The sequence below is a fragment of the Pseudomonas sp. KB-10 genome (assembly GCF_018221585.1).
GTDB classification, from domain to species: Bacteria; Pseudomonadota; Gammaproteobacteria; order Pseudomonadales; family Pseudomonadaceae; genus Aquipseudomonas; species Aquipseudomonas yangonensis.
Genome location: NZ_QYYB01000013.1, coordinates 1 through 25,539, shown reverse-complemented (window position 1 = coordinate 25,539; position 25,539 = coordinate 1). Strand labels below are relative to the sequence as shown.

At 62.0% G+C, this 25,539-nt stretch carries 20 protein-coding genes; 12 read left to right on the top strand and 8 right to left on the bottom strand.

The annotated features are described in order from the left end of the window. Positions 1-16 precede the first annotated feature (16 nt). Positions 17-1,201, top strand: a complete 1,185-nt coding sequence (locus DXK50_RS24125) for a Bcr/CflA family multidrug efflux MFS transporter (RefSeq protein WP_212632041.1) — start codon at positions 17-19, stop codon at positions 1,199-1,201. Between the two features lie 16 nt (positions 1,202-1,217). Here the strand turns inward: DXK50_RS24125 and DXK50_RS24120 are convergent, their stop codons facing one another. Then, the gene (locus DXK50_RS24120; protein WP_212632040.1) at positions 1,218-2,429 is read right to left on the bottom strand and encodes an MFS transporter; all 1,212 of its coding nucleotides are present in this window, start codon (positions 2,427-2,429) and stop codon (positions 1,218-1,220) included. Positions 2,430-2,696: 267 nt separating this feature from the next. Between DXK50_RS24120 and DXK50_RS24115 the strand changes: the two genes are divergently transcribed. Together DXK50_RS24115 and DXK50_RS24110 are read left to right on the top strand one after the other, a co-directional pair. After that, the gene (locus DXK50_RS24115; protein WP_212632039.1) at positions 2,697-3,869 is read left to right on the top strand and encodes a p-hydroxyphenylacetate 3-hydroxylase oxygenase component; all 1,173 of its coding nucleotides are present in this window, start codon (positions 2,697-2,699) and stop codon (positions 3,867-3,869) included. Between the two features lie 77 nt (positions 3,870-3,946). Beyond that, positions 3,947-4,882, top strand: coding sequence for a p-hydroxyphenylacetate 3-hydroxylase reductase component (locus DXK50_RS24110; RefSeq protein WP_212632038.1), 936 nt, complete (start codon positions 3,947-3,949; stop codon positions 4,880-4,882). A 216-nt stretch (positions 4,883-5,098) separates the two neighbouring features. Here DXK50_RS24110 and DXK50_RS24105 read toward each other — a convergent pair whose 3' ends face one another. Further along, positions 5,099-5,440: a carboxymuconolactone decarboxylase family protein gene (locus tag DXK50_RS24105; protein WP_212632078.1), complete on the bottom strand. Its 342-nt coding sequence runs from the start codon at positions 5,438-5,440 to the stop codon at positions 5,099-5,101. Positions 5,441-5,527: 87 nt separating this feature from the next. Continuing rightward, a complete protein-coding gene (locus DXK50_RS24100; RefSeq protein ID WP_212632077.1) occupies positions 5,528-6,301 on the bottom strand; it encodes an SDR family NAD(P)-dependent oxidoreductase in 774 nt (257 codons plus the stop codon). Between the two features lie 163 nt (positions 6,302-6,464). On the opposite strand from DXK50_RS24100, the gene gcvA reads away from it, so the two are divergent. After that, positions 6,465-7,376, top strand: coding sequence for a transcriptional regulator GcvA (gcvA, locus tag DXK50_RS24095; RefSeq protein ID WP_212632037.1), 912 nt, complete (start codon positions 6,465-6,467; stop codon positions 7,374-7,376). A 232-nt stretch (positions 7,377-7,608) separates the two neighbouring features. On the opposite strand, the gene DXK50_RS24090 is transcribed toward gcvA, so the two are convergent. Together DXK50_RS24090 and DXK50_RS24085 are read right to left on the bottom strand one after the other, a co-directional pair. Continuing rightward, positions 7,609-8,607, bottom strand: a complete 999-nt coding sequence (locus tag DXK50_RS24090) for an asparaginase (protein ID WP_212632036.1) — start codon at positions 8,605-8,607, stop codon at positions 7,609-7,611. A 14-nt stretch (positions 8,608-8,621) separates the two neighbouring features. After that, positions 8,622-9,755 (bottom strand): DSD1 family PLP-dependent enzyme, encoded by a 1,134-nt coding sequence (locus DXK50_RS24085; RefSeq protein ID WP_249187015.1) that lies wholly within the window; start codon positions 9,753-9,755, stop codon positions 8,622-8,624. A gap of 92 nt (positions 9,756-9,847) precedes the next feature. On the opposite strand from DXK50_RS24085, the gene DXK50_RS24080 reads away from it, so the two are divergent. From DXK50_RS24080 to DXK50_RS24070, 3 genes are all read left to right on the top strand, one after another. Then, on the top strand, positions 9,848-10,768 hold the full coding sequence (locus DXK50_RS24080; protein WP_212632035.1) for a LysR family transcriptional regulator: 921 nt from the start codon (positions 9,848-9,850) through the stop codon (positions 10,766-10,768). 105 nt (positions 10,769-10,873) lie between these two features. After that, a complete protein-coding gene (locus DXK50_RS24075) occupies positions 10,874-11,503 on the top strand; it encodes a helix-turn-helix transcriptional regulator (RefSeq protein ID WP_161867677.1) in 630 nt (209 codons plus the stop codon). 10 nt (positions 11,504-11,513) lie between these two features. Continuing rightward, complete coding sequence (locus DXK50_RS24070; protein ID WP_212632034.1) at positions 11,514-12,464, top strand: ornithine cyclodeaminase family protein; 951 nt, start codon at positions 11,514-11,516, stop codon at positions 12,462-12,464. 99 nt (positions 12,465-12,563) lie between these two features. On the opposite strand, the gene DXK50_RS24065 is transcribed toward DXK50_RS24070, so the two are convergent. The 3 genes from DXK50_RS24065 to DXK50_RS25070 form a co-directional block, all read right to left on the bottom strand. Beyond that, entirely contained in the window at positions 12,564-13,757 is a 1,194-nt protein-coding gene (locus tag DXK50_RS24065) for an MFS transporter (protein WP_212632033.1), read from the bottom strand. 84 nt (positions 13,758-13,841) lie between these two features. After that, a complete protein-coding gene (locus DXK50_RS25075; protein WP_249187014.1) occupies positions 13,842-13,991 on the bottom strand; it encodes a hypothetical protein in 150 nt (49 codons plus the stop codon). A gap of 118 nt (positions 13,992-14,109) precedes the next feature. Further along, the gene (locus DXK50_RS25070; protein ID WP_233787546.1) at positions 14,110-14,190 is read right to left on the bottom strand and encodes an asparagine synthase-related protein; all 81 of its coding nucleotides are present in this window, start codon (positions 14,188-14,190) and stop codon (positions 14,110-14,112) included. Positions 14,191-14,370: 180 nt separating this feature from the next. Here DXK50_RS25070 and DXK50_RS24055 point away from each other — a divergent pair, with 180 nt between their 5' ends. The 5 genes from DXK50_RS24055 to recD all read left to right on the top strand — a co-directional run bounded on the left by DXK50_RS24055 (position 14,371) and on the right by recD (position 24,969). Then, a complete protein-coding gene (locus DXK50_RS24055) occupies positions 14,371-15,225 on the top strand; it encodes a helix-turn-helix transcriptional regulator (protein ID WP_161867674.1) in 855 nt (284 codons plus the stop codon). Between the two features lie 203 nt (positions 15,226-15,428). Further along, positions 15,429-15,752, top strand: a complete 324-nt coding sequence (locus DXK50_RS24050; protein WP_161867673.1) for a ComEA family DNA-binding protein — start codon at positions 15,429-15,431, stop codon at positions 15,750-15,752. A 150-nt stretch (positions 15,753-15,902) separates the two neighbouring features. Then, positions 15,903-19,316 (top strand): exodeoxyribonuclease V subunit gamma, encoded by a 3,414-nt coding sequence (gene recC, locus DXK50_RS24045; protein WP_212632032.1) that lies wholly within the window; start codon positions 15,903-15,905, stop codon positions 19,314-19,316. After that, a complete protein-coding gene (gene recB, locus DXK50_RS24040) occupies positions 19,313-22,942 on the top strand; it encodes an exodeoxyribonuclease V subunit beta (RefSeq protein ID WP_212632031.1) in 3,630 nt (1,209 codons plus the stop codon). The genes recC and recB overlap by 4 nt, the downstream gene beginning before the upstream one ends. Then, positions 22,939-24,969 carry an exodeoxyribonuclease V subunit alpha gene (gene recD, locus DXK50_RS24035; protein WP_212632030.1) on the top strand — a complete coding sequence of 677 codons (2,031 nt, stop codon included), beginning with the start codon at positions 22,939-22,941 and terminating at the stop codon, positions 24,967-24,969. Before recB ends, recD begins: the two co-directional genes overlap by 4 nt. Positions 24,970-25,539 lie beyond the last annotated feature (570 nt).

Genomic DNA, 25,539 nt, shown 5'->3' with positions numbered 1-25,539 from the left:
TTTTTGCGGAGCCAATATGTCGTTCGTCGATAAACCGCGGCGCCTGATCGTTCTGCTGGCCGCTCTAGTAGCCTTTGGTCCCTTGTCGATCGACATGTATCTGCCCAGCCTGCCATTGATCGCCAGCAGTCTTGAGGCGAGTGAAGGTCGCGTGCAGCTCAGCATCAGCCTGTTCCTGGCCGGGTTCAGCATGGGCATGCTGTTCTATGGCCCGCTGTCCGATTGCTACGGCCGACGCCGTTTGCTTCTGGGAGGCATCGTGCTGTACATCTTCGCCAGTCTGGGCTGCGCGTTGGCAGCCAGTGTCGAGCAACTGCTGCTCTGGCGGGTATTGCAGGCATTCGGAGGTGCGGCGGCTTCGGTATTGGGGCGCGTCATCGTGCGTGACCTCTTTCCGCTCAACGATGCGGCACGCGTGCTATCGCTGATGCAGCAGGTAACCATGATCGCCACGCTGCTGGCGCCGATACTCGGCAGCTATCTGATCCTGTTGGAGGGCTGGCGAGCGGTATTCATCTTCCTGCTGGTGTTTGCCGGCGTGTGTCTGGTGCTGGTGCTCTGGCGCATACCCGAGACGCATCCGCTGGCTGCTCGCGGAACATCGGTGCTCAATGCCTTCCGCGCCTACGGCGAGATTGCCCGGCAGCCCCAGGCTCTCGGTTACATTCTGTGCATGGGCCTGGCTTTTGGCGGCATGTTCGCGTTCATCACCGCTTCACCTTTCGTCTATATCCAGTACTTCGGCGTTTCTGCGCAGCACTATGCCTGGCTGTTCGCGCTCAACATCGCCGGCATCATGATCATGAGTTTTATCAATGCGCGGATGGTCGGGCGGCTTGGGGCGCAACGCATGGTGTGCCTTGGCGCAGCAGTTGCGCTGCTCTCCGGATTGGCGCTGCTGGCTGTCACGGCTGGCGGTAGGGGAACACTGACGGCGTTGGTGCTGTGCCTGTTGGTGTACGTCAGTGTCACGGGGATGCTCGGCGCCAATTGTCTGGCCTGTCTGATGGCGCTCTTCCCGCGTCAGGCGGGGGCGGCGGCCGGCCTGGCGGTGGCGTCGCAGTTCGCCATCGGCACCCTGTGCAGCGCCCTGGTCGGCGCACTGTACGACGGTACACCCTGGCCAATGGCGCTGGTGGTCGGTCTTTCGGGGATGGGGGTGATGCTGGCCTACCGTTTGAGCCAGCTTCGCCCAGCCTAGAAGGTCTGCATTCTGATCAGCCGTGCTGCACACGGCGATGCTGCCAACTGGCCCAGGTCCAGTACGACAGCAGCAGGCAGCCCGCACCGATCAGCACCCAGGGTGCGCCGAAGCGGGTGGCCAGCAGGCCGGCCAACAGCCCGCCAATGGCGTCGAAGCCGAAGCGAGTCGAGGTGTACAGCGCGACGATTCGTCCGCGCAGCGCCTCAGGAGCACTGCTCTGCAAGATGATGTTGGTGCCGACGTTGCTCACGGTGATGCCGAAGCCCAGCAGTAGCATGGCGGCCTGTGCCAGCCACAACTGGGTGCTGACGGCCAACATCATCATGGCCAGGGCACTGACGGCAATCGATATCAGAATCAGGCCTGGCAACGCCGTGGTCGTACGCCTGCCTGCCAACAGAACGCTCGAGCCCAGCGAGCCGAGGCCCGCCGCTCCCCACAACCAGCCGAGGGTGGTGGCATCTCCGGCAAAGATGTCCTTGGCGAAAACCGGCAACAGCACCACATAGCTCGAGGCGGTCAGGTTCACCGCCAGCACGCTGAGCATCAAGCGCTGCACTCGTGAATTGCTGCGCACGTAACCCAGTCCCTCGCCAAAAATGTTGCGAAACGAACCGCTAGCACGAGGTGAGGGGGCCAGCCGAATACAGGTCAGGCCAACCATAAGTGCCAGGTAGGACACCGCGTTGAGCGCGAAGCAAACCGCTTCACTGACGAAGCCAAGCAGAAGCCCGGCCAGTGGCGGACCGATGAATCGCGACAAGGTGAACAGCATGGCGTTGAGCGCCAGGGCGTTGGGCAGGTCCTCTCGATCATCGACGAACTGGCTGAGCAGCGACTGGCGCAGCGGTGTATCGACCGCGTTGAGTAAGCCGAGCAGGGCGGCCATAACCACGATCAGTGCCGGGCTGATCATCTGACTGGCGGTTAACAAGGCCAATGCCAGCGCCTGCATCGCCAATGCACCTTCTACCAGAATCAGCAGGCGCCGCTTGTCGTGTCGGTCGATCCACGCGCCGGCAAAAGGGCCAGCCAGTAGTTGCGGCAGCAAGGCGGCAAAGGTGGTCAGGCCAAGTAGGGCCACCGAATCGGTCAGTCGGTAGATCAGCCAGGACAGCGCCACCTGCTGCACCCAGGTACCGAGCGTGGAAATGGCGTGACCGATGAAATACAGGCGGAAGTTGCGGTGGCGTAGGGCGCGCAGGGAGTCGGGCCAGTGACGCATACAGGCGTGGTTCCAGGGCCGAGAAAGGGGCGTGATGATAGCTTTTCATTACGTTATTAACAATTATTCGGGCGGGCATGTGATCCCTTGTATCGGGCCGCTGGATGGACCATGAAAAGTGCAATAGAGACTTTGTAATGTCCATTTTTGTCGTTGCGGAGGCTGCGCATAATCCTTTTCGTAAAGCCGCTACGGTGCGCTGCTTCGCGTCATCTTCATTTGATCATGAGCGAAGTGAACGAACTCCTAACAAGAAAGGGCCCCACGATGAAAAAGCCGAATCCGCTTCTTGATGCTCTGCAGGAAATACTTCCGACAATCGCCGCCAATGCTGCCCAGGCCGAAAAGGAACGGATGGTGCCGCCAGAGAACATCGCCATGCTTAAGGGGATCGGCATGCACCGGGCCTTTCAGCCCCAAGCCTACGGAGGCCTGGAGATCTCCCTGCCGGAATTTGCCGACTGCGTCGCAGCACTGGCGGGCGCCTGCGCAGGTACCGCCTGGGCGTTCAGCCTGCTCTGCACTCACAGTCATCAGATGGCAATGTTTTCCAAGCAGCTGCAGGAAGACGTGTGGGGGCACAATCGCGACGCCACGGCTAGCAGCAGCATTGCTCCGTTCGGCAAAGCCCAGAATGTCGAGGGCGGCATCATCCTCAATGGCGAGCTGGGTTGGAGCAGCGGTTGCGATCACGCCGAATGGGCCATCGTAGGCTTCCGCCGTCCGATGGCAGAAGGGGAGCCTCCGGCTTATTGTTTCGGCGTCGTCCCGCGTAGCGATTACGAGATTCGTGATGACTGGTTCGTGGCCGGTATGAAGGCCAGCGGCACCAAGACGCTGATCCTCAAGGATGTATTCATTCCCGAGCATCGGATCGAAGCCGCCAAGGACATGATGGAGGGACGCTCGGCAGGCTACGGTCTGTATCCCGACAGCAAGATCTTCTACGCGCCTTATCGCCCCTATTTTGCCAGCGGTTTTGCAGCGATCAGCCTGGGCATCGCCGAGCGGATGCTGGTGGTCTATGCGGAAAAGACCAGGAATCGGGTACGTGCCTACACCGGCGCTCATGTCGGTGCAGCGACCCCAGCACTGATGCGCCTTGCCGAATCCACTCATCAGGTAGGCGCCACCCGTGCCTTTCTCGAAAAAACCTGGCAGGAGCATGCCGAATACGGCGAGCGACACCAGTATCCCGATAGTCGCACGCTGGCCTTCTGGCGCACCAATCAGGCCTATGCCGTGAAAATGTGCATCCAGGCCGTGGATCGCCTGTTCGAGGCGGCAGGCGGCACCAGCTGGTTCGACCATAACGAGATGCAGCGGCTGTTCCGCGATTCCCATATGACCGGTGCTCACGCCTACACCGACTACGACGTTTGTGCGCAGATCCTTGGGCGCGAACTGATGGGGCTCGACCCCGACCCGAGTATGGTCTGAGCCACATCACCCTTACGCGTTTCACCCATTACCAATCGATGCGCCGGTGCCTGCCCGGCGCTTAGGAACATAACGTCATGAACGAACAAGAAGAAGCGGGCTTCGATCCGCGTGCCTTTCGCCGTGCCCTGGGTAACTTCGCTACCGGCGTGACCATCATGACCGCTGCCGCCAATGGCAAGCGTGTCGGCGTGACTGCGAACAGTTTCAACTCCGTATCACTGGATCCGGCACTGATTCTCTGGAGTATCGACAAACGCTCGGCCAGCTACGAGGTGTTCAACGCCTCCAGCCATTTTGCGGTGAACATCCTGGCCGCTGACCAGATCGATCTATCCAACCATTTTGCGCGGCCCAGTGATGACAAATTCACTGGCATCGAGGTAGAGGAGGGCGCTGGCGGCGCACCGCTGTTTGCCGATTGTGCTGCCCGTTTCGAATGCGAGCTTTATCAGCAAATCGATGGCGGCGACCATTGGATTTTGCTCGGCAGAGTCGTCGCGTTCGATGACTTTGGCCGCGCGCCGCTGCTGTATCACCAGGGTGCTTATTCCTCGGTGCTGCCCCACCCCCGCGCGATCAAGAAAAACGAAGGGGTTGTGAGCACGGTGTTTCAAGGACGGCTTGGCGAAAATCTCTATTACCTCATGACGCAGGCCGTGCGCAGTTATCAGAGCGACTACCAGCCCCGGCAACTGGCGACCGGTCTGCGCACCAGCGAAGCACGCATGCTGATGGTGCTGGAGTACGACGCTTGCCCCGGGATAGAAGCATTGCAGGCGCTCGTCGGTATGCCGGTGCGCGAGATCGATGAGGCCCTGAACAATCTCAAACGCCGCGGCTTTGTGAATGATCAAGACGGGCGTTATTCGTTGACGGCAATGGGGGCTGAACAGGCAGAAGTCCTCTGGCAGATAGCAGAGGCCCAACAGGACAGGGTATTTGCCGGTTGCAGCGAGGGCGAGATCTCGGCATTCAAGAAGGTTTTGAAAAAGGTCATCGCACTGGTTTGATCACCGACCGTGGCTTCGGCGCTGGCGCCGGACATTGCACGGTCTTCTACCGGTACTCCTCGTCTCCTTCACAGCGCCAGATATCCGATGGAGGCGAGGTCATCGACAGTTTCTGGCGCAGCCAGGCGCTGGATGAGCACAGCGGGAGCGACCCGCATGTGCGTCAGCAGCGAGCCTGGGGAAGGCGGCTGCAAGGCCGAGGTGACGGCAGGGCAGTTACCTGTCGCGCAGTTGTGCATGGGCTTCGATTACCCGCGCCGAATAGGTCAGCGCTGCGCCCGCATTCATGGCAATGGCGACCCCCAGTGCTTCGGTGATTTCCGCCAGGGTTGCGCCTTGATCGACTGCCTTGCTGGTATGTACCGCGATGCAACCGTCACAACGTGTGGTAATTGCAACCGCGAGCGCGATCAGCTCATGTATCTTGGGCTCCAGCTGTCCAGTCTTGACCGCCGCACCCTCGATGGTGGTCAGACCTCGAAGGATATCGGGACTTTGCTTGGCCAGATCTCCCACGCGATCCAGCAGCGCATCAAAGTAGGCGTTCCAGTCATTCATCATGGTTGTGTCTCCGCAAAGATAGGTGGCCGGGCATGGTTGGTGCAGAGTGATGGAGCGGCGTGATCAACCGCTCCATGGGCAGGTTTAGTTGCGACCAGCCATGACGCCGCCGTCGACATCCCAGATCGCGCCGGTAACCCAGCTGGCCTGCTCGGAAAGCAGGAAGGCGACGACGCTGGCGACGTCTTCAGGCGTACCCACGCGGCCAACGGGGTGAAAGCTATTGAAGCCCTGCAGCGCGTTATGAACTTCCGCCTTGGGAATGAACCCTTCGTAGATCGGGGTTTGCACGACCGCTGGCGAAACGGCATTTACGCGGATGTTGTGAGGGGCCAGCTCCATTGCCAGGTGCTGTGTCAGGGAGTGCAGACCTGCTTTGGCCATGGAGTAAGCAGAGGACGGGGTGGCGGCAATCGCCTGTTTGGCCCACATCGAACCGATGTTGACGATGGCGCCAGGGCGGCCGCGGGCGACCAGGTTCGCGACCACCTTCTGAGTGATGAAGAAAGTCGCCCTGTTGAGGGCCATGTATTGGTCGTAGTCGGCGTCCTGATGCTCCAGGAATGGTTTGGGGAAGAATACGCCAGCGGCGTTGACCAGCAGATCGATGTCGGTGTGTTGCTCGCTGATGACATTGATCACGCTGTGCCGGCCTTCATCGCTGGCGAGGTCCGCGACCAGAGCTGTCACCGGGCCGAATGCCGAAAGTTCTTCAAGGGCTTCTTCGGTCTTGCCGGGACGACTGCCGACAATGACGGCACTTGCGCCCTGGGAAAGAGCGATACGTGCGGTTTCGAAACCCATCCCGCTTGTACCGCCGATTACCAACAGTTTCTTGCCTTCAAATCTTGTATTCATGGCTAAACCTCTTTGCTTGCTGACGGCAAGCACCGGATAAGTGTTGATGACAAGCAGGGCTGAAGTTGTTGATCGGCCCTGATCGTGAACAGATATTCGGCGCTTCCGCCTACGCGGACAAACCAGATAAAGTGTCTTTTCACTAAAGAAAAAGTTTATTGCCATGAATGGTCCGGTTCATCTGAATGCCCTACGTGCATTCGAGGCAAGCGCACGCCATCAAAGCTTTTCTGCAGCGGCGCGCGAACTCAACGTCACTCCGGCGGCCGTCGGTCAATTGGTGCGTACGCTGGAGGATTGGCTGTCGACACCGCTGTTTCACAGAGCGACCAGTGGCCGGGTACGCCTTGTGCCCACCGAGGCGGCAGAGCGCGCGCTGCCTGACATACGGGCGGGGTTCGACCGTCTGATCCTGGGGCTTGAGAAGCTCAAGGAAAGCTCCGCCAGCGGCGTTCTGACCGTTACGGTCAGTCCGGCATTCGCCGCAAAATGGTTGCTGCCGCGTATCGACAGTTTCCATAGTGCCTGGCCAGACACCGATGTACGTCTGGACACCAACCTGCGCGCGGTCGACTTTGTCAGCCAGCGGGTCGACATCGGGGTGCGGTACGGCGCTGGCGAGTGGACGGGGTTGGTGGCCGAAAAACTGATGGAGGAAGAGGTTTACCCGGTGTGCTCGCCAAGCCTGCTGATCGAGTCCTCCCGCCTGCAAGTCCAGGAAAGTCTGACCAGGCAGACGCTGATTCATGACCTGTCGATGGATAGCCAAACCGGCTTTCCAACCTGGGAAACCTGGCTGGCAAAGGCGGGGCTGGCAGGCGTTTCCACCAGCCGCGGGATGAAGATCAATAACTCGGCAGCGGTACTGCAAGCAGCAATAGACGGCCAGGGCATTGCATTGGCCCGCAGCGTGATGGCGCGCGACGATCTGGCGGCCGGGCGGCTGGTGCGGCTTTTCCCCGAAATACAGTTCGAGTCCGCTCTGGCTTATTACGTGGTGTACCGCCAGGACTACGCGAACCTGCCTCGCCTCAGGGCTTTTCGCGACTGGTTGTTTGAGGTGAGCACACGATAGGGTTGTGCTCACCGGCCCGTCCGGCTCTTGGCCAGTTTTGTTGCATCGCCCATGCCTTAGGCACAATGGCTTGGCCGGCACGCGGTACGGACTGCATGATCCGACACTTATCCGGAGGGCGGCAGCGCCGATAGCGTGCCGCCTGCTCGATCCACCAATGCTGTCTTGCGACTTCTCTCACCGTTCCTCAGGTGCCCAGGTGGGGCCTGGAAGCATCGAGTTAAGCATTGGCTCAATGGCTGGTTTTGACTTCATCTCGGAGCTGCAAAAGCAACGCGATCCTGGCCTTCACAGGCGACAGATCAACAGCCATCGGCAGCAGCGAATCCGGAGCGGGGATGATGCGCCCTTCGGCACAGCGGGTTGCCACGAGCACTACAATGCCAGCGGCCTGAGCGCGAAGTGCCGCTTGTTCCAGCACGTGATGAACCCCACCATTGCCCGTCGCCGCCAGCACGATCCCTGCCACCGCTTCAGGATGCCCGTCTTGCCGTTCGCGGATAAGCCCGTCGATCAGGTCGCTGCGAGCGCCGGCATGGCTTAGAACGATCTCGACACGATGCCATTTATCGCTGGCCGGCCGGGATTTGCGGTCACTCTTTGGCTCCGGCATTCCCTTGTATGGCCAGCTGCGTAACAACCGTACTTTGCCTTCCTCCACATAGGCGATCGGCCCGGCGTCACCGGAACCAAATGCATTGAGGCGGTAGGGATGCACCTTGCGAACGTCAGTCGCGCAGTGCACCTCGCCGGCGCACACTACGACCACGCCGGTTGCGTCAGCGGCAGTAGCCACGGCCAACGCGTCCCGCAAGTTCTGCGGCCCGTCGGCATTCGATGAGGTCGCCGGCCGCATGGCGCACGTAAGAACGACGGGCTTCGACGACTGAAGCACCGAGTGCAGGAAAAACGATGTTTCCTCGATGGTATCCGTGCCGTGGGTAATGACCAATCCGGCCACCTCGTCCTGTGCCAGCCAGTGTTCGCAGCGCAGTTGCAAGGCATGCCAGGTGTCCAGGTCCATGTCCTTGCTATCCAGTTGCGCGACCTGCTCTGTGTGAAGGATGAAACCATCCGGCACCTCGATCCCGGCGACCAAGGTACTTACCGGCACTGTCCCGGCGGTGTAGCCGAGATTGGCCCCCGCCTGGGCCGAGGAACCTGCGATGGTGCCGCCTGTTCCAAGTACTGCGATATAGCGGCGAGCGCCGGAAAAAGAAGTAGTCGTCATCGCATAGGCTCCTATCACCAACCGTAGAAACGAGGCCAAGAGGCGGTGCTGCCATCGGGCAGTTGCGCGTGATACACCGGGTGTTGCGCGCCCGTTGCGCATGCGTGATTAGGAAGGATGCGCAGTCGTGTTCCGATAGGAAAACGTGCTGCCATGTCGCCATCGGGCGTGCCGCTGCGGGAAATGATTCCGTGCTCCTGGTTGGCGCTGCTGAGGATGTAGCCGTCCAGAACTTCTCCGTCTTCCGTGCACACCTGGCCAAAACCGAAGTCATGCCTTTGCTTTTGCGTGCCGCGGTCACGGCTCATTGCCATCCACCCCGCGTCGACGATCGCCCATCCTTTTTCTTGCTGATGGCCAATAACAGTCGTGAGAACACTCAATGCGATGTCGCTGGTGCTGCACACGCCCACGTTATGCATTACCAGATCGAAGAACACGTAAACGCCGGCCCGCACCTCGTCCACACCCTGGAGATTCTCGGCGGCCAAAGCCGTTGGCGTTGAGCCTACGCTTACTAGGGGGCATGGCAGGCCAGCTTCGCGCAACCTTTTTGCTGCCCGCACGGCACCAGCGCGCTCCTGCTCGGCAATGCGCAGCAGCGCGGCATGGTTATCGTAGTCGTAGCTCGACCCGGCATGAGTCATAACGCCCCCCACTTGCATGCCCCCGTCGCTTAGCTCACGGGCTACTTCGAGCAGAGTGTCTTCCTCGGGCTTGATGCCCGAGCGGTGGCCGTCGGTGTCGATCTCAATCCAGACTTCGAACACGACGTCATGGGCTTTGCCGAACCTGACGATTTCCCGAGCGGCGGAGACGTTGTCAGCGACGATCTTGAGGTCACAACCGCGCTGGCGAAGTGTCAGCGCTTGAGGAAGTTTGCTCGATACCATTCCGACGGCATACAAAATGTCGGTAAGGCCCGCCTCGAAAAAATGTTCGGCTTCTTTGAGGGTTGAGACCGTGATGCCTTTCGCTCCGGCAGCGATCTGGGCCTGTACCACAGGTAGGCATTTAGTGGTTTTCACGTGCGGACGGAAGCGCACCCCCAAAGCATCCATGTGCTTCTGCATACGATTGATGTTGTTCTGCATCCGTAGCGTGTCAACGACGGCGGCAGGCGTGTTCAGTTCTTTGATTGTGATCATCGGGTGGCCTCCGGAAACTGGTGTCGCAACTGTATAGGTGGATGTAGCATCTGCGCTTAACCAGGTTTAACTTCAGGATTAAGGCTGATTTAATGATTAGCTTCGATGACCTTCGCATGATCCGGGCGCTCGGCAGTGGCGGCTCGCTGGCAAGTGCGGCCCGCCTGTTGGATCTGACGCCCCCTGCTCTGACAGTGCGTCTCAGGCGTCTGGAAGAAACGCTTGGCGTGCATCTGGCGGTGCGCGGAGCCCGCGGGATCACCTTCACCGATGAGGGCCGTCGGTTGCTGGAGGAGGCTGTCGAAGTGCTCGACCGAATTGAGGCACTTCCGGAGCGCATTGGCGGCGAAGCCCGTTCGATGGCAGGCCGGCTTCGTGTGGTCGCTCCGTTCGGTTTCGGACGCCAATATATGGCCCGTATCGTGCGGGACCTACACCTGACTCACCCGTCCCTGAATATCGCTTTAAATCTATGCGACAACCCGCTTCGTGACGCGGCGACACATGACGTGGTGATCCACATCGGTGAGTTGAATGATTCTTCCTGGGTCGGCCACATGCTGGCGCCTAATGACCGGGTGTTGTGCGCAAGCCCCGCATTCGTTGCCCGTTTGAAAGAGCCGCTGTCGCATCCAATGCAGCTGGCCAACCAGACTTGCCTGTGTCTGAAGGAAAACGATGAAGACTTGACGCGCTGGCGGTTCATGCCCGGACGTGGAACGAGAAAAAACCCTCGCAATGAGGTTTCGATCCGCGTGGCTGGGCCTCTGTCTTCCAACGATGGTATGGCTGTTACGCAGTGGGCTTTGGACGGCCTTGGCATCATGGCGCGCTCTGAATGGGAGGCCGGGCCGCTGATCGCTTCAGGACGCTTGGTTCGCCTTCTCCCTGACTGGCATATGGAACAGGCTCCGGTGTTCGCCCTGACCCCAACCCGTAAAGGCGCATCCGCGCGGCTGCGACTGTTCATTGAGGCTTGCAGGCAAGCGCTCGATCCCGTGCCCTGGAGGTAATCGGTCTTGCCGGGATGAAGGCGGCGCCAGGATCCCGCGCGTTGCGATGTTGACAAAATGTCTAATGCTGGACATTCTGTCAAAAACAACGACGGACCCTAGCGCATGATCAAACGAACTCACGAACAGCAGTGCCTGCTGGAACAAATCAAACAGGTCGCAGACGGGCTCGCCAAGACTTTCGCTCCGTTCTGCGAAGTGGTGGTGCACGATCTGTTGGATCCGTCTCACGCACTGCTGGCGATCCATAACAATCTGTCTGGTCGGGAAGTTGGCTGTCCCGCCACCGAGCTTGGATTGGCCCGCATCATGGATCCCGACTTCGAGCAAGTGATCGCCAACTACCCGAACCGATTCTCCGATGGCCGTCAGGTCAAGAGCACGTCAATCGGCATCAAGGATTCGGAAGGGCGATATATCGCCGCTCTATGCATGAACATAGACCTCACAATGTTCCAGGGTTTTCAGGGAATGTTGAATCAGTTCGCTGCAACGCAGACTGACTCGGTTACCAGCGAGACGCTCGACCCCACCGGCTCAGAGGCCATCCGTGCCTTTATCGACCAATACGCAGCGAGTCTGGCCACTACGCCACGGGCACTCAAAGCCAGCGATCGTCGTGCGTTAGTCCAGGAGCTCAAGACGGCCGGTCTGCTCGATCTGCGTCGAGCGATGGAAACGACCGCAGCTCACTTGGGCGTTTCTCGTGCTTCGGTGTACGGCTATGCGAAGTGATGCGAGTCTTTTGCTTGTCGACAAAAACACCGTCGACGCTTTGCTCCTTTCCGATAACGTTCTTGACGCAGTGCGGGAAGCCTTCGCCCTGCACAGTGGACGCGAAGGTCGCGTGTTTCCAGTGGTGCGCGAGCCACTGATCACGGGCGGCATATTCGGGATCAAGTCAGGCGATGTGCAATCTCAAGGCCTTCTCGGTCTGAAGGCGGCTGGCTTCTGGCCGTCGAACCGCCTGAGGGGAGGGGAGCCGCATCAAGCCACCATCTTGCTATTCGATCCTGCCACCGGTCGCCCCCTATGCGTTATCGACGGAAACACCATAACCACCGTACGCACAGGGGCTGCAGGAGCGCTCGGGCTGCACGCTCTTGCTCGTCCCGATAGCGAACAGGTCACCGTGTTCGGCACCGGCGTTCAGGCGAGATCGCAACTTACGTTCGCTCTACGCACACTGCGCCATCTGCGCTACGTCAGATACGTCTCCGCGGATCGCAAGCCTGATTTTGCCTTTGAGGCCCAGTTCGAGCAGCGATGCCAGATTCACTGCGCAACCGACGCGAACGCTGCCGTTGCTCAAAGCGATGTAGTGATCACTGCCACCCCAGGCAGCGGCCCCTTGTTCGACAAAGATGCTGTCCGGCCTGGCACGCACATCAACTGTGTCGGCGCTGACACGCATGGAAAGCGTGAATTGCCCGAAGGGTTGCTACAAGAGAGTCGTCTGATAGTCGACGACCTTCAACAGGCGCGAAGCCTGGGCGAACTGCAATGGGCGCCGGACACTGCGTGCGTAGAACTTGGGGATCTGCTTAATGGCAAGGTCACCTTTGACCGGACGGATTCCGACATCACCGTATTCGACATGACCGGACTCGCGCTGCAAGACCTGACCGTGGCGCGGCTCATTTTCCAGAAAGCTTCTGCTGCCGGTACAGGCACCAGCGTTGTCTGGCCATGGTAACTGATGAGAGAGACCTCAAATGATCAATGCTCCGTCCTATGACGATGTGGTTGCCGCAGCAAAACGTATCGAGGGTCATGCCAACATGACCGGGGCCCGCTAGGGAGTGGTTTGCACATCGCCGCTCCAGGTTGGCCGGCGACGCAGGTTGATGATTTGCAGCAGGGCGCCAAGGGCTGCGACACCACCAGCACTGGCGGCCAGGGTCCAGCTGGGCATTTGCAACAACAGAACAAGGCCGCCCGCCGCGGCGCCGATAGCGCTGCCCAGGTAGAGCGCCGACTCGTTCAGGGCGATGGCCAGGTTGCCGTCACCCTGGTCCTGGCGCGCCAGGATCAGCTCGTTGTTCTGCGGCACTTGCAGCGCCCAGCCGACCGCGCCCCACAGGGTGATGGGCAGCATCACCAGCCAGGTGTTGAGGGTCGCCGCGAGCGGCAGAACGAACAGCGAAACGGCGAGGATCAGCATGATGGCGAAGGTCAGCACCGGGCCTTTGATGCGATCCACCAGCGGGCCGATCAGGAAGCTGCCCAGCACACCGCCGATACCCCAGACCCACAGATAGGGCGTGACCGAACGCACCGCGCCGTAGGCCGGGTCAGCCAGCAGCGGGGCGATGAAGGTGTACATGCCCAGGCTGGCGATGGCGGCCAGCAGCGATACCAGCAGGATGACCAGCACATGGCTGTCGCCGAGGATCGCCAGCTTCTGGCCCAGCGTGGTGGCGGTGGCCGCCGGCAGGGAAGGGAGCTTCAGCAGCAAGCCGAAGAAGGCTACCAAACCGAGCAGGCTGACCAGCCACAGGGCGGCCTGCCAGCCGAGCTGTTCGGCGATCAGCAGGCTGAGCGGCACGCCGAGCACCACGCCGCTGGCCATGCCACCCATGATGATGGCGATGGCTTTGCCGCGGCGCTCCGGGGCGGATACCGCGGCCGAGGCGCCGATGCCCATGGCCAGGTAGACACCCGCGCCGATACCCGCGATGGCGCGCCAGATCATCAGTGCGGTGAAACTCTCGGCCAGCGCACTGGCGGCGTTGGCGATGACGAACAGCCCCAGGGCCAGCAGCAGGCCGGCGCGCTGGCGATGCGCCGGCGTCAGGGCAACGAAGATCGGCGAACCCAGGCCGTAGGCCAGGGTGAACGCGGTGACCAGCTGCGCGGCCACCGCGACGGAAACCGCGAACGAGGCCTCGATCATCGGGATCAACCCGGCGGTGACGTAGGAGGCCATGCCAAGGGCGAAGGCCCCCAGCGCTATGAGGTAGATGGGTGATTGGTTGGGTGTGTGCATGCTTGGACTCGCTTGCGTTGCAGGAACGCGTGGGTGGTACGGCGAAGGGATGCGGCCCCGCACCGGGCCACATCCGGTGGGGGACTAGAGTTCGAGGTCGACGTCGTACTCGTTCAGCCAGGTGTTGAGGCCGACCGCCAGCTCCATGCCCGTGCGCTCATTAATGGGCGAAACGCTGCTGAACGGCTTGGCCAGGGTTTGCTGGATACGGCCGCTGTGGAGCAAGGGCGTCAAGCAGCACCTGCTCGTAGGCTGGATCCAGGGGCGAGGGGTAGGGACTCTTGACGCTCGCGGATCGATTCCAGCAGCAGGTCGCGGTGAGCAGGGTGCTGTTCTCCCAGCTGCCAGGCCTTCATCGCCCTGGAACACTGAAGGCGATCTCGACCAGGCGCTGATTACAAAGGGGCGTTCGCACTTCAACCCCGAAGGCCATGCATTGGTCCCGAAAGCGCTTTGCAGCATCGTTTGATTCCTTAGCCAGTTGATAGCGCGTCTCTCTGCGCGTCATAAGCGAAAGCCCAGCCCACGGGTAACTGCGGCCGGGCGGACTATTTTTATCGTGATTTGTAGGGGGTACAATTTGACTGTTTATCCTGGTACTTGAGGTAATTGAATGAGCGCACCTCGTACAGCTGAACGCACGCGAATAGAACTGGCCGAATTCCTGCGTAGTCGCCGCGAGCGCATTTCACCGGAGGAGGTGGGCCTGCCCGTCGGAAGCCGGCGGCGTACGCCAGGGTTGCGTCGTGAGGAGGTTGCGGCGTTGGCCGGGGTGGGATTGTCTTGGTATACCTGGCTGGAGCAAGGGCGAGATATCAGTGTTTCCGCGACCTTTCTCGACAACCTTTCGCGCACGCTCAAGCTGGACGCTACCGAGCGTCGACACCTGTTTCTGCTTGCTCACCAGCGCCTGCCGCCTGAGCCGGGTAAGACTTGGTGCAAGGTTCCGGCGCTGATTCATCGATTGATGGACGACCTACCGTTGAGGCCGGCCTATGTGCTCAATCTGCGCTGGGATGTATTGGCCTGGAACGCGGCTGCGGATCGGTTGTTCGGCTTCTCTTCTCATACGGCGGACTGCCGTAATCTGCTGTGGATGCTGTTTACCAGCCCGGTCATTCGTGAACTGTTCAACCCTTGGAATGAACAGGCGCTGCAGATCCTTTCCAGCTTTCGCCGCGACTTCGTACGCGCTACCCAGGATCCCGATATCGCCGCGTTGGTAAAAGATTTGGAAAAGGCCTCGCCGGAATTCAAGAGCTGGTGGCGGCAGCAGGACGTCCATGGCCCTTGCCACGGAATCCGCCATTTGAAGATCGAGGCGGTTGGAGATGTGGTGTTCGAGCACGCCACGCTGACCGTTGACGAAGATCGCCATCTTCGATTGGTCTATTACGCGGCGAAGGACGGCTTGCCACAGAGCCATGCCTTCGAGCTGTGGCTTCAGGATAAGCGGGTACTGGCATGAGAGCTTGGCGCATGTTCATCCGATTGATTATCCGCACTGACCACCCACCCTAAGTTCGCCGCGCCAAAAACCGCGCAAGTGGCGGCTGGATATCAGATTTGCTCTTGTTCGGCATGGCTCAGAATTTGACAGGGAGGGAATAGCGTCTAGGTTAAAGATCGAGCCTAACGTGCTCGTCTAACTCACTTACAAGGAACGTTAAGATGATGAAAATCTACCTTTCCTCCGTTCTCTTCGCTGTTCTGACCTCCCTCTCCCTGGCCGCTTCGGCAGTAGAAACTTCGAACTCCGAACCCGACAAGGCAGCCTCCGCACAGGTTGTCGAGGCGGTAACCGTCAATCTGAATACCGCTGATGCCGAGACACTTCAGCGCGAGTTGGCTGGTATTGGTGCGACCAAGGCGCAAGCCATCGTGGCTTATCGTGAGGCTCACGGTAACTTCGCTTCGGTTGACGAGTTACTCGAGGTCAAAGGTATTGGTGAAGCGACTCTGGATAAGAATCGCGACAAGCTCTTGGTCGATTGACGCCAGCAGTTGTCATTGCCACTCGAGGCCGGTCATTGATCGGCCTTTTCGTTTTTTGGCGGGGCCTCAGAGGCGACATAGCCGCTGATGACTCACCTTGTCGCCAAATGCTGGCAAACTTGCGCTTCGATTTTCGACAGGAGTCAGTCGATGCCCGCCAGCCCGGAGCTGTCCCCCGGCCTCATCGTCATTCACGGTAACCACCTCGAAGAGCTGCGTGCGCTGGCGGTGCAGTGGATGCGGCGCTATCCGCTGCGGCCGCTGGAAAACGAAGTACTGCTGGTGCAAAGCAACGGCATCGCGCAGTGGCTCAAGTTGGCACTGGCCGAGCGTGATGGCTGCGGCATCGCGGCGGCGCTGGATGTCGATCTGCCGGCACGCTTTCTCTGGCAGGCGTACCGTAACGTGCTGGGCAATGAGGCTATTCCGCAAGAGTCGCCGCTGGACAAGGCGCCGCTGACCTGGCGCCTGATGCGGCTGTTGCCGGGCTTGCTGGCCGAGGAGGCCTTCGCTCCGCTGCGCCGCTTCCTTGCTGATGACCAAGACCTGCGCAAGCGCCACCAGCTGGCCGAGCGTCTGGCCGATCTGTTCGACCAGTATCAGGTCTACCGTGCCGACTGGCTGGCCGACTGGGCCGCAGGGCAGGATCGCCTGCGCACCTCGCGCGGCGGCGAGCGGCCACTGGAGGGCGATTCACGCTGGCAACCCGCGCTGTGGCGCGCCTTGCTGGCGGACGTTGGCGAGCAGCATCTGGCCGAAAGCCGTGCCGGTGTGCATCCACGCTTCGTCGCGCGTCTGGCCGAGCTGGACGCGCCGCCCGCCGGGCTGCCGCGACGCATTACCGTTTTCGGAATTTCTTCGTTGCCGGCCCAGGTGCTCGAGGCGCTGGCGGCCATGGCGCGTTTCAGCCAGGTCATGCTCTACGTGCACAACCCCTGTCAGCACCACTGGGGCGATATCGTCGAGGACAAGGACCTGCTGCGCCACGAGTACCGTCGCCAGCAGCGCAAGGGCAGGCCGGGCGTGCAGATCGGTCTGTTCGAACAGGAGGACATGCACCAGCACGGGCAGCCGCTGCTGGCAGCCTGGGGCAAACAGGGGCGCGACTATATCAACCTGCTGGATCAGTACGACGAGCCGCAGCGTTACCGCGAGCAGTTCGACCGTATCGACCTGTTCAGCCCGGCCAGTGAAGACAGCCTGCTCGGCCAACTCCAGAATGACATCCTCGACCTGCGCCCGCTGGCGGAAACACGCAGCACCTGGCCTCCCGTCGACCCCGCTAAAGATCATTCGCTGCGCTTTCATATCGCCCACAGCGCTCAGCGCGAGGTGGAGGTGCTGCACGACCAGCTGCTGGCCTGTTTCAGCGAGGACGCCACGCTGCGGCCGCGCGACATCATCGTCATGGTGCCCGACGTCAACGCCTACGCACCGCATATCCGGGCCGTGTTCGGCCAGTTCGGCAGCGACGATCCGCGCTTCATTCCCTTCACCCTGGCCGACCAGGGGCTGCGCGGCAAGGAACCGATGGTCATCGCGCTGGAGCACCTGCTGCGCCTGCCGGACAGCCGCTTCAGCGTCAGCGAGATCCTCGATCTGCTGGATGTCGCTGCGCTGCGTCAGCGCTTCGCCATCGCCGAGGAGCAGTTGCCCACCCTGCGCCGCTGGCTGGAAGGCGCCGGTGTGCGCTGGGGGCTGGATTCGACCCAGCGGCAGGCGCTCGGCCTGGGCGAGAATCTGGAGCAGAACACCTGGCGCTTCGGTCTGCGGCGCATGCTGCTGGGCTATGCCGTGGGTACGGCCGACGCCTTTGCCGGCATCGAGCCGTACGACGAAATTGGCGGACTCGATGCCGCGCTTATCGGTCCGGTGACGCGGCTGCTGCAGAGCCTCGACCGGCATCTGCAGCAACTGCGTGAGCCGGCCACGCCGGTGCAGTGGGGCGAGCGTCTGCGCAGTTTGCTCGACGACTTCTTTCAGCCGCAGAGCGACCGTGAAGAGGTACTGACGACCCAACTGCTCGATGCACTGGATGCCTGGCTGGAGCTGTGCGAGGCGGCGACGCTGGACGAAGCGTTGACTCTACCGGTGGTGCGTGAGGCCTGGCTGGGCGGGCTCGACCAGGGGCGGCTGAGTCAGCGTTTCCTTGCCGGTGCAGTGAACTTCTGCACCCTGATGCCGATGCGCGCGATTCCGTTCCGCCAGGTCTGCCTGCTGGGCATGAACGATGGCGATTATCCGCGCAGCCAGGCGCCGCTGGATTTCGACCTGATGGCGGGCGATTACCGCCCCGGTGACCGCTCGCGCCGCGAGGATGACCGCTATCTGCTGTTGGAGGCGCTGCTGGCGGCGCGCGATCGTCTGTATATCAGCTGGGTGGGGCGCAGCATTCGCGACAACAGCGAGCGACCGCCGTCCGTGCTGGTCGGCCAGCTGCGTGACCATCTTGCCAGTGCCTGGACGCTGGACGGTGGTGGCGACCTGCTGCATGGCCTGACCACCGAGCACCCCTTACAACCCTTCAGCCGCCGCTACTTCGATGGCCAGGGACAGCTGTTCAGCTATGCCCACGAGTGGGCAGCCCTGCATGGCCAGGCCCCGACCCGCGAAAGTGCGGCGTCTTTGCCCGCCTGGGAGGAGGGAGTGCAGCTCACGCCCGAGCTGTTGCAGTCGTTCCTGCGCGATCCGGTGAAGTGCTTCTTCACCCGTCGGCTCAAGGTGTATCTCGACGAAGAAGAGCAGGCGCAGCTCGACAGCGAGCCATTCGCCCTAGACGGTCTGCAGCGCTACCAGTTGCAGGAAGCGCTGCTCAAGGCGGCAGTCGCAGGCGAGGGGAACAGCGACCATGCGCTGAGGTCGGCCGCCGACCGTCTGCAGCGTAGCGGCGTGCTGCCGCTGGCCGGCTTTGGCGAGCAGTACCGCAACGCCCTGCTGGAGCCGCTGCCGGTACAGGTGCAGCGCTATCAGGGGCTTTGCCTGTGCTGGCCGACCCTGCTGGAGTCACCGCAGCGCCTGACTTTCGCCGCATCCGGTGCTCAGCTCGACGGCTGGCTTGCCGGGTTGCGGCAGAAAGCCGATGGCGGCCTGGCGCGCCTGGAGCTGCTGCCGGGTGCACTGCACAAGGACAAGAGCTGGAAGTGGCATCGCCTGCTGCGCCCCTACGTGCTGCACGTCATCGCCGCGGCCTGCGGCGTGCCGCTGACCACGTTGCTGGTGGGGGAAGATCGCAGTCTGGCCTTCGAACCTGTAGCGACCGAGCATGCCGCGCGCATTCTGACGGTCTGGTTGGAAGCCTGGAGTGCCGGTATGCAGGCGCCGTTGCCGGTTGCCTTGAAAACCTCGCTGGCCTGGTTGCAGGACAACAATGAGGACAAGGCTCGCAGCGTCTACGAGGGCAGCTACAACCTCGCCGGCGAAGTCCAGAATAGCGCCAGCCTGGCGAGGCAGTTCCCGGACTACGCCGCGCTCACCGCCGATGGCCAGTTTCCGACATGGAGCGAACGGCTCTACCAGCCGCTGCTCGACAGCCATCCGCAAGCGCTCGAGGAGGACGCAGCATGAACCGACAGCGTCCTCTGGCCCTGACGTTTCCCCTGCATGGCAGTCGCCTGATCGAAGCCAGCGCCGGCACGGGCAAAACCTTCACCATTTCCGCGCTCTACCTGCGGCTGATCCTCGGTCATGGCGGCGACGCCGCGTTCCGCGAGCCCCTGCTGCCGCCACAGATTCTGGTGGTGACCTTCACCGATGCAGCCACCCGCGAGTTGCGCGACCGGATTCGTGCGCGCCTGGTCGAGGCCGCGACCGTATTTCGTGGTGATGCCCAGGGCGATGATCTGCTGCGCGAATTGCGCAGTGACTTCGCCCAGACGCAGTGGGACGAGTGCGCCCGCCGTCTGGAGCTGGCGGCGCAGTGGATGGACGAGGCAGCCGTGTCCACCATCCACGGCTGGTGTCAGCGCATGCTGCGTGAACATGCCTTCGACAGCGGCAGTCTGTTCAGCCAGACCCTTGAGACCGATCACAGCGAACTGCTGGCCGAAGTGGTGCGCGATTACTGGCGGCAGCACTGCTATGCGTTGCAGGGCGCGTCGCTGCAGTGGGTCGCGGGTGTCTGGGGGACGCCTGCAGGGCTGGGGGCGCGGCTGCGACCGTTGTTGGGCGAAGAGGCGGAGATCGCGACGCAAGCGCTGGGCGAACTGCTCGATGGCGCGCTGCAGCAGCGCGAGCAGGCGCTTGCCGAGCTCAAGGCGCCCTGGCTGACGTGGGCCGATGAACTGCAGCTGCTGCTGGATGCTGCTGTGGCGGCCAAGCAGGTGGACGGCAAGAAACTCCAGGCGCGCTTCTACAATCCCTGGCTGGCCAAGTTGCGCGAGTGGGCCGGTAGCGAAGAACCGCGCCTCGATCTGGGCACCGGTTTCACCCGCCTGACCCCCGATGGCCTGGCCGAAGCCTGGAAAGGCGAGGCGCCTGCTCATCCCGCGTTGGACGCCATGGCTCTGCTCAAGGCGCAACTCGATGCGCTGCCTGATCCCACTGACGCGGCGTTGCGCCACGCGGCGGCCTGGGTTCGCCAGCGCTTCGATTGGGAGAAACGCCAGCGCGCGGAGATGGGCTTCGACGACATGCTCGTGCGCCTGGACGCTGCCCTGCAGGGCAGCAACGGCGTGCGCTTGGCCGAAGTGATTCGCCGCCAGTTCCCGGTGGCGATGATCGACGAATTCCAGGATACCGACCCGCTGCAGTACCGCATCTTCGATACGCTCTACGAGGTCGAGGCCAACCGCGGCGACTGCGGCCTGTTCATGATCGGCGACCCCAAGCAGGCCATCTATTCCTTCCGTGGCGCCGACATTCATACCTACCTGCGCGCGCGCCGGGCGACGTTGGGTCGGCACTACAACCTGGAGAAGAACTTCCGTTCCAGCCAGGCCATGGTCGATGCCGTCAACGGCGTGTTCCTGCGGGCCGAGCAGCGTGACGGCGGTGAGGGGGCGTTCCTGCTGCGCGATGACCTGCCTTTTATCGAGGTGGGCGCGCAGGGGCGAGGCGAAGTCTGGAGCGTCGAGGGGCAGGCGCAACCCGCCCTGACGGTGTGGCAGCTGGCGAGTGACGAGCCGGTTGCCAAGGGCGTTTATCTGGATGCCATGGCGGCCGGTGCGGCCAGCGAAATCGTGCGTCTGCTGGATCTGGGCCAGCGTGGGCAGGCGGGTTTCATCAAGGACGGCGTGCTGAGTGCTCTGCGGCCCAGCGACATTGCGGTGCTGGTGCGTGACTTCAACGAGGCGCAGGCCATTCGCGGCGAGCTGGCCGTACGCGGCGTACGCAGCGTGTATCTTTCCGACAAGGATTCGGTGTTCGCCGCCCAGGAGGCACGCGACCTGCTGCTGTGGCTGCGTGCCTGCGCCGAGCCGGATCAGGATCGCCCGCTGCGTGCGGCACTGGCCAGCGCGACACTGGGGCTGGCATTGAGCGAGCTGGAGCAGCTCAACCTCGATGAGCGCACCTGGGAGCGCCGGGTCATGCAGTTCCGCGACTACCGCCAGCGCTGGCAGCGTCAGGGCGTGCTGCCGATGCTGCGTCAGTTGCTGCAGGACTTCGAGCTGCCGCAGCGCCTGATGGGGCGTGACGATGGCGAGCGGGTACTGACCAATCTGCTGCATCTGGCCGAGCTGCTGCAGCAGGCTGCCGCCGAACTCGATGGCGAACTGGCGCTGATTCGCCACCTGGGCGAGCTGTTGACCGGTGAGGGGCAGGCTGCCGATGAGCAGGTGTTACGCCTGGAGAGCGACGAGGCGCTGGTGCGCGTGGTCACCATTCACAAATCCAAGGGGCTGGAGTACCCCCTGGTGTTCCTGCCATTCGTTTGCGCCTTCCGTCCGGTGGATGACAAGAAGCCGCTGCAGATTCACGACGGCGAGCGCCGCCGCCTGGTGCTCAAGGCCGATGAAGACAGTCTGCTGCGCGCCGAGCGCGAACGCCTGGGTGAAGACCTGCGCCTGCTCTACGTGGCGTTGACCCGTGCCCGACATGCCTGCTGGCTGGGCGTGGCGGATTTGAAGATCGGCAACGGCAAGAAGTCGCGTCTGCATGAATCGGCGTTGGGCTACTTGCTCGGGGGCGGATTGCCTCTGGCGGCCAGCGGCGAGCTTGCCAACTGGCTCGCGCCGTTCGCCAGCGGACTCGATAGCGCCGTGTCGCTTGTGCCGCCGGCCAGTGAGCAGCGTTATCAAATGATCGAAGAAGGACAGTTCGCGCCGCACTGGCGCACGCCGGCGCGGCGCGCTGCCGAGCACTGGTGGATCGCCTCCTACAGTGCTCTGCGTCTGGACGAGGACGCCCCCAGTCAGGTCAGCCGTCATGAAGACGCCGCGCCCGACAGCCCGGCGATGCAGAACGCCATCGATGACGAGGATCCGTTGCTGGCCTTGGCGCCGCTGCCGGCATCCGCTCAGGGCCTGCATCGCTTCCCGCGCGGGCCCAACCCCGGCACCTTCCTCCACGGTCTGCTGGAAATGGCTGCGCAGGAAGGCTTCGCCACCATGGCGCAGGATCCGCCCAGGCTGCGTGAGGCGTTGGCCAGGCGCTGCCAGCGTCGCGGTCTGCAAAGCTGGATCGATCCGCTGCAGGACTGGCTGCTGGCGCTGCTGAGCCAGCCGCTCCCGTTGGGGGGCGCGGATACCGTCGTGCTGGCGCAACTGACGCAGTATCAGCCCGAGCTGGAGTTCTGGTTCGAGGCGCGTGGGGTGGATGTCAGGCTGCTGGATCAGTGGGTGCAACAGTGCGAGTTACCGGGTGTCGCCAGGCAGCCGCTGCGGGCTGACACCCTCAACGGTATGTTCAAGGGCTTCATCGATCTGGTATTCGAACATCAGGGGCGTTACTACGTGGCGGATTACAAATCCAACTGGCTCGGCAGCGACGATGGCGCCTACACCCGTGAAGCCATGGATGTCGCCATCGCCAGCCACCGCTACGATCTGCAGTACGTGCTCTACGTGTTGGCCCTGCATCGGCAGTTGCGTCTGCGCCTGCCGGATTACGACTACGACCGGCATGTGGGGGGCGCGCTCTATGTGTTTCTGCGCGCACCGCAGCAGGGCGCCTATCTGGCCCGGCCGCCTCGTGAGCTGATCGAGCGGCTTGACGCGTTGTTCAGGGGCGAAGCAGAGGAGGGCGCAGCATGAGTACGACGCTTGCACCGGCGCAGCATGATCGCGCCGAACTCTTTGCCCTGCTTTTCACCTGGAGCGAGCGTGGCTGGCTGCGTGAGCTGGATCGTGCGCTGGCGCAGCTGTTCGCCGAACTGGATCCGGACGCTTCGCCCTTGCTGCTGCTTGGCGCCGCGCTGGCCAGCCACCAACTGGGCCAGGGCCACGTCTGCCTCGATCTGGCGGCCACGCTGGCCAACCCGGATTTCACCCTGTCTCTGCCGCCGGAAGGCGAGGACGCGCAAGAAGCGCTGATCCTGCCGTCGCAGGTACTGGCCGGGCTCAGCCTGGAGTCCTGGCTGGCGGCCTGTGCCGGCAGCTCGCTGCTGGAGTCCGAAGGTGCGCCGCTGGTGCTCAGCGGCGCCTGTCTATATATGAGGCGTTACTGGAACTACGAGCGTCAGGTGGCAGGCGATATCGCCCGGCGTCTGCAGGCGAGCGCTGCGGCCCCGAGCGATCTGGCCACGCGCCTGGCTTCACTCTTTCCCGACGCGCTGGTGGTGGACGGCCAGCGCCAGACCGACTGGCAGAAGCTGGCCTGCGCCATGGCCGCGCAGGGGCGCTTCACCCTGATCACCGGGGGGCCCGGAACCGGCAAGACGACGACGGTAGTGCGCTTGCTGGCGCTGTTGCAGGAAGCCGCCATGGCCACTGGCGAGCCGCTGCGCCTGAGCCTGGCAGCGCCGACCGGCAAGGCAGCCGCGCGGCTGACCGAATCCATCGGCGCGCAGGTGCAGTCCCTGGCACTGGACGAGCGAGTGCGTGAACAGATTCCTACCCTGGTGACGACGCTGCATCGTCTGCTGGGCAGTCGTCCCGGCAGCCGCCATTTCCGTCACGATGCCGCCAACCCCTTGCCGCTGGATGTGCTGGTGGTCGACGAAGCCTCGATGATCGACCTGGAAATGATGGCCAGCCTGCTAGGGGCGTTGCCGGCGCATGCGCGTCTGATTTTGCTGGGCGACAAGGACCAGCTGGCGTCAGTGGAGGCCGGCGCGGTACTGGGCGACCTGTGCCGGGAGGCGGAAAGCGGTGGCTACAGCGAGGCGACGCGTGCCTGGCTGGAAAGCCAGACGGGCGAGCGGCTGGACGATCCGGCGCTGATATCCGGTAACAAGGCACTGGCGCAGCATATCGTCATGCTGCGCCACTCACGTCGTTTCGGCAGTGGCTCGGGTATCGGGCGTCTGGCGCGGGCGGTGAACCAGGGTGATGCGCAGTCGGCCCGCGCGACTCTGGCAACCGGCGCGGGTGACCTGCATGTGCTGCGCCTGTCCGGCGAGCAGGATCGAGCGCTGGAGCGACTGTTGATCGGCGGGCTGGGCGAAGCCGAGCCACGCCCTCAGGGGTATGCCCATTACCTGCAACTGATGCAGGCGCAGCGACCGGAGCCTGATGCGGGTGAGCAAGCCTGGGATGATTGGGCAGGCAGGGTTCTGGCTGCGTTCGATCAGTTCCAGTTGTTGTGCGCCGTTCGTAAAGGGGCCTGGGGTGTGGAAGCTCTCAATGAACGTATCGCCCAGGCTTTGGTGCGCCGAAGCCTGCTGGAGCAGTCGCATGGCTGGTATGAAGGAAGGCCTGTGCTGGTAACGCGCAACGACTACAGCCTGGGGCTGATGAATGGCGATATTGGCATCGCACTGCGTCTGCCGGAGCCGCCGGAGTCGCCAGGCGCACCTATGCGCAAGGTGTTGCGAGTAGTGTTCCCGCGCAACGACGGCAGCGGCGCCTTGAGACATATCCTGCCCAGTCGTCTGAGCGCAGTGGAGACCGTATTCGCCATGACGGTGCACAAGTCGCAGGGCTCGGAGTTCGCCCATTGCGCACTGATCCTGCCTGACAGTCTCAATCCTGTGCTGACCAAGGAGCTGATCTACACTGGCATCACCCGGGCTCGCGATTGGTTCAGTCTTATCGAGAGCCGTGCCGGCATTTTCGAACAGGCCGTACAGCGCCGCGTTGAACGGCGCAGCGGTCTGCGCGAGGCGCTTGAAGCGCTATAAGTAATAAAACTGCAAAATAAGCTTGACGCGCATTCTGCTGGATGTAGAATGCGCGCCACTTCAGCGATGAAGCGCTTCAAAAACTTCTTGTTAATCAATAAGTTAAGTTGAATGAAGGGCTTGCAAAGCTGGATCTGGCGTGTATAATGCGCGCCGGTCGACAGGGTGGCGGTTTGATCCTGTTGGTGGTTCGGTCGAATGGATCGAAAGCGGTTTGAAAGAGGTGGTTGACAGCGGTTTTGAACGCTGTAGAATGCGCCTCCCGCTGGAGAGAAGAAGTTCTGATCGAAAGCGCAAGTGGTTGAGTAAAAAGAAAAAATTCTTCGAAAAACAGCTTGACAGAAAGAAAGGCTGCTGTAGAATGCGCGGCCTCGGTTGAGACGAAAAGCTTAACCAACTGTTCTTTAACAACTGAATCAAGCAATTCGTGTGGGTGCTTGTGGGGTAAGACTGGTAGTCGACAGATTATCAGCATCACAAAGCAACGCTCGTGAATTCGAGAGTTACTCTTTTAATTAAGAGATTTGCGATTGCTGAGCCAAGTTTAGGGTTTTCTCAAAACCCAAGCAG

Coding starts and splice junctions, on each gene's coding strand:
- DXK50_RS24125 (WP_212632041.1), top strand. CDS start 17: ATGTCGTTCGTCGATAAACCGCGGCGCCTGATCGTTCTGCTGGCCGCT.
- DXK50_RS24120 (WP_212632040.1), bottom strand. CDS start 2,429: ATGCGTCACTGGCCCGACTCCCTGCGCGCCCTACGCCACCGCAACTTC.
- DXK50_RS24115 (WP_212632039.1), top strand. CDS start 2,697: ATGAAAAAGCCGAATCCGCTTCTTGATGCTCTGCAGGAAATACTTCCG.
- DXK50_RS24110 (WP_212632038.1), top strand. CDS start 3,947: ATGAACGAACAAGAAGAAGCGGGCTTCGATCCGCGTGCCTTTCGCCGT.
- DXK50_RS24105 (WP_212632078.1), bottom strand. CDS start 5,440: ATGAATGACTGGAACGCCTACTTTGATGCGCTGCTGGATCGCGTGGGA.
- DXK50_RS24100 (WP_212632077.1), bottom strand. CDS start 6,301: ATGAATACAAGATTTGAAGGCAAGAAACTGTTGGTAATCGGCGGTACA.
- gcvA (WP_212632037.1), top strand. CDS start 6,465: ATGAATGGTCCGGTTCATCTGAATGCCCTACGTGCATTCGAGGCAAGC.
- DXK50_RS24090 (WP_212632036.1), bottom strand. CDS start 8,607: ATGACGACTACTTCTTTTTCCGGCGCTCGCCGCTATATCGCAGTACTT.
- DXK50_RS24085 (WP_249187015.1), bottom strand. CDS start 9,755: ATGATCACAATCAAAGAACTGAACACGCCTGCCGCCGTCGTTGACACG.
- DXK50_RS24080 (WP_212632035.1), top strand. CDS start 9,848: ATGATTAGCTTCGATGACCTTCGCATGATCCGGGCGCTCGGCAGTGGC.
- DXK50_RS24075 (WP_161867677.1), top strand. CDS start 10,874: ATGATCAAACGAACTCACGAACAGCAGTGCCTGCTGGAACAAATCAAA.
- DXK50_RS24065 (WP_212632033.1), bottom strand. CDS start 13,757: ATGCACACACCCAACCAATCACCCATCTACCTCATAGCGCTGGGGGCC.
- DXK50_RS25070 (WP_233787546.1), bottom strand. CDS start 14,190: ATGGCCTTCGGGGTTGAAGTGCGAACGCCCCTTTGTAATCAGCGCCTG.
- DXK50_RS24055 (WP_161867674.1), top strand. CDS start 14,371: ATGAGCGCACCTCGTACAGCTGAACGCACGCGAATAGAACTGGCCGAA.
- DXK50_RS24050 (WP_161867673.1), top strand. CDS start 15,429: ATGATGAAAATCTACCTTTCCTCCGTTCTCTTCGCTGTTCTGACCTCC.
- recC (WP_212632032.1), top strand. CDS start 15,903: ATGCCCGCCAGCCCGGAGCTGTCCCCCGGCCTCATCGTCATTCACGGT.
- recB (WP_212632031.1), top strand. CDS start 19,313: ATGAACCGACAGCGTCCTCTGGCCCTGACGTTTCCCCTGCATGGCAGT.
- recD (WP_212632030.1), top strand. CDS start 22,939: ATGAGTACGACGCTTGCACCGGCGCAGCATGATCGCGCCGAACTCTTT.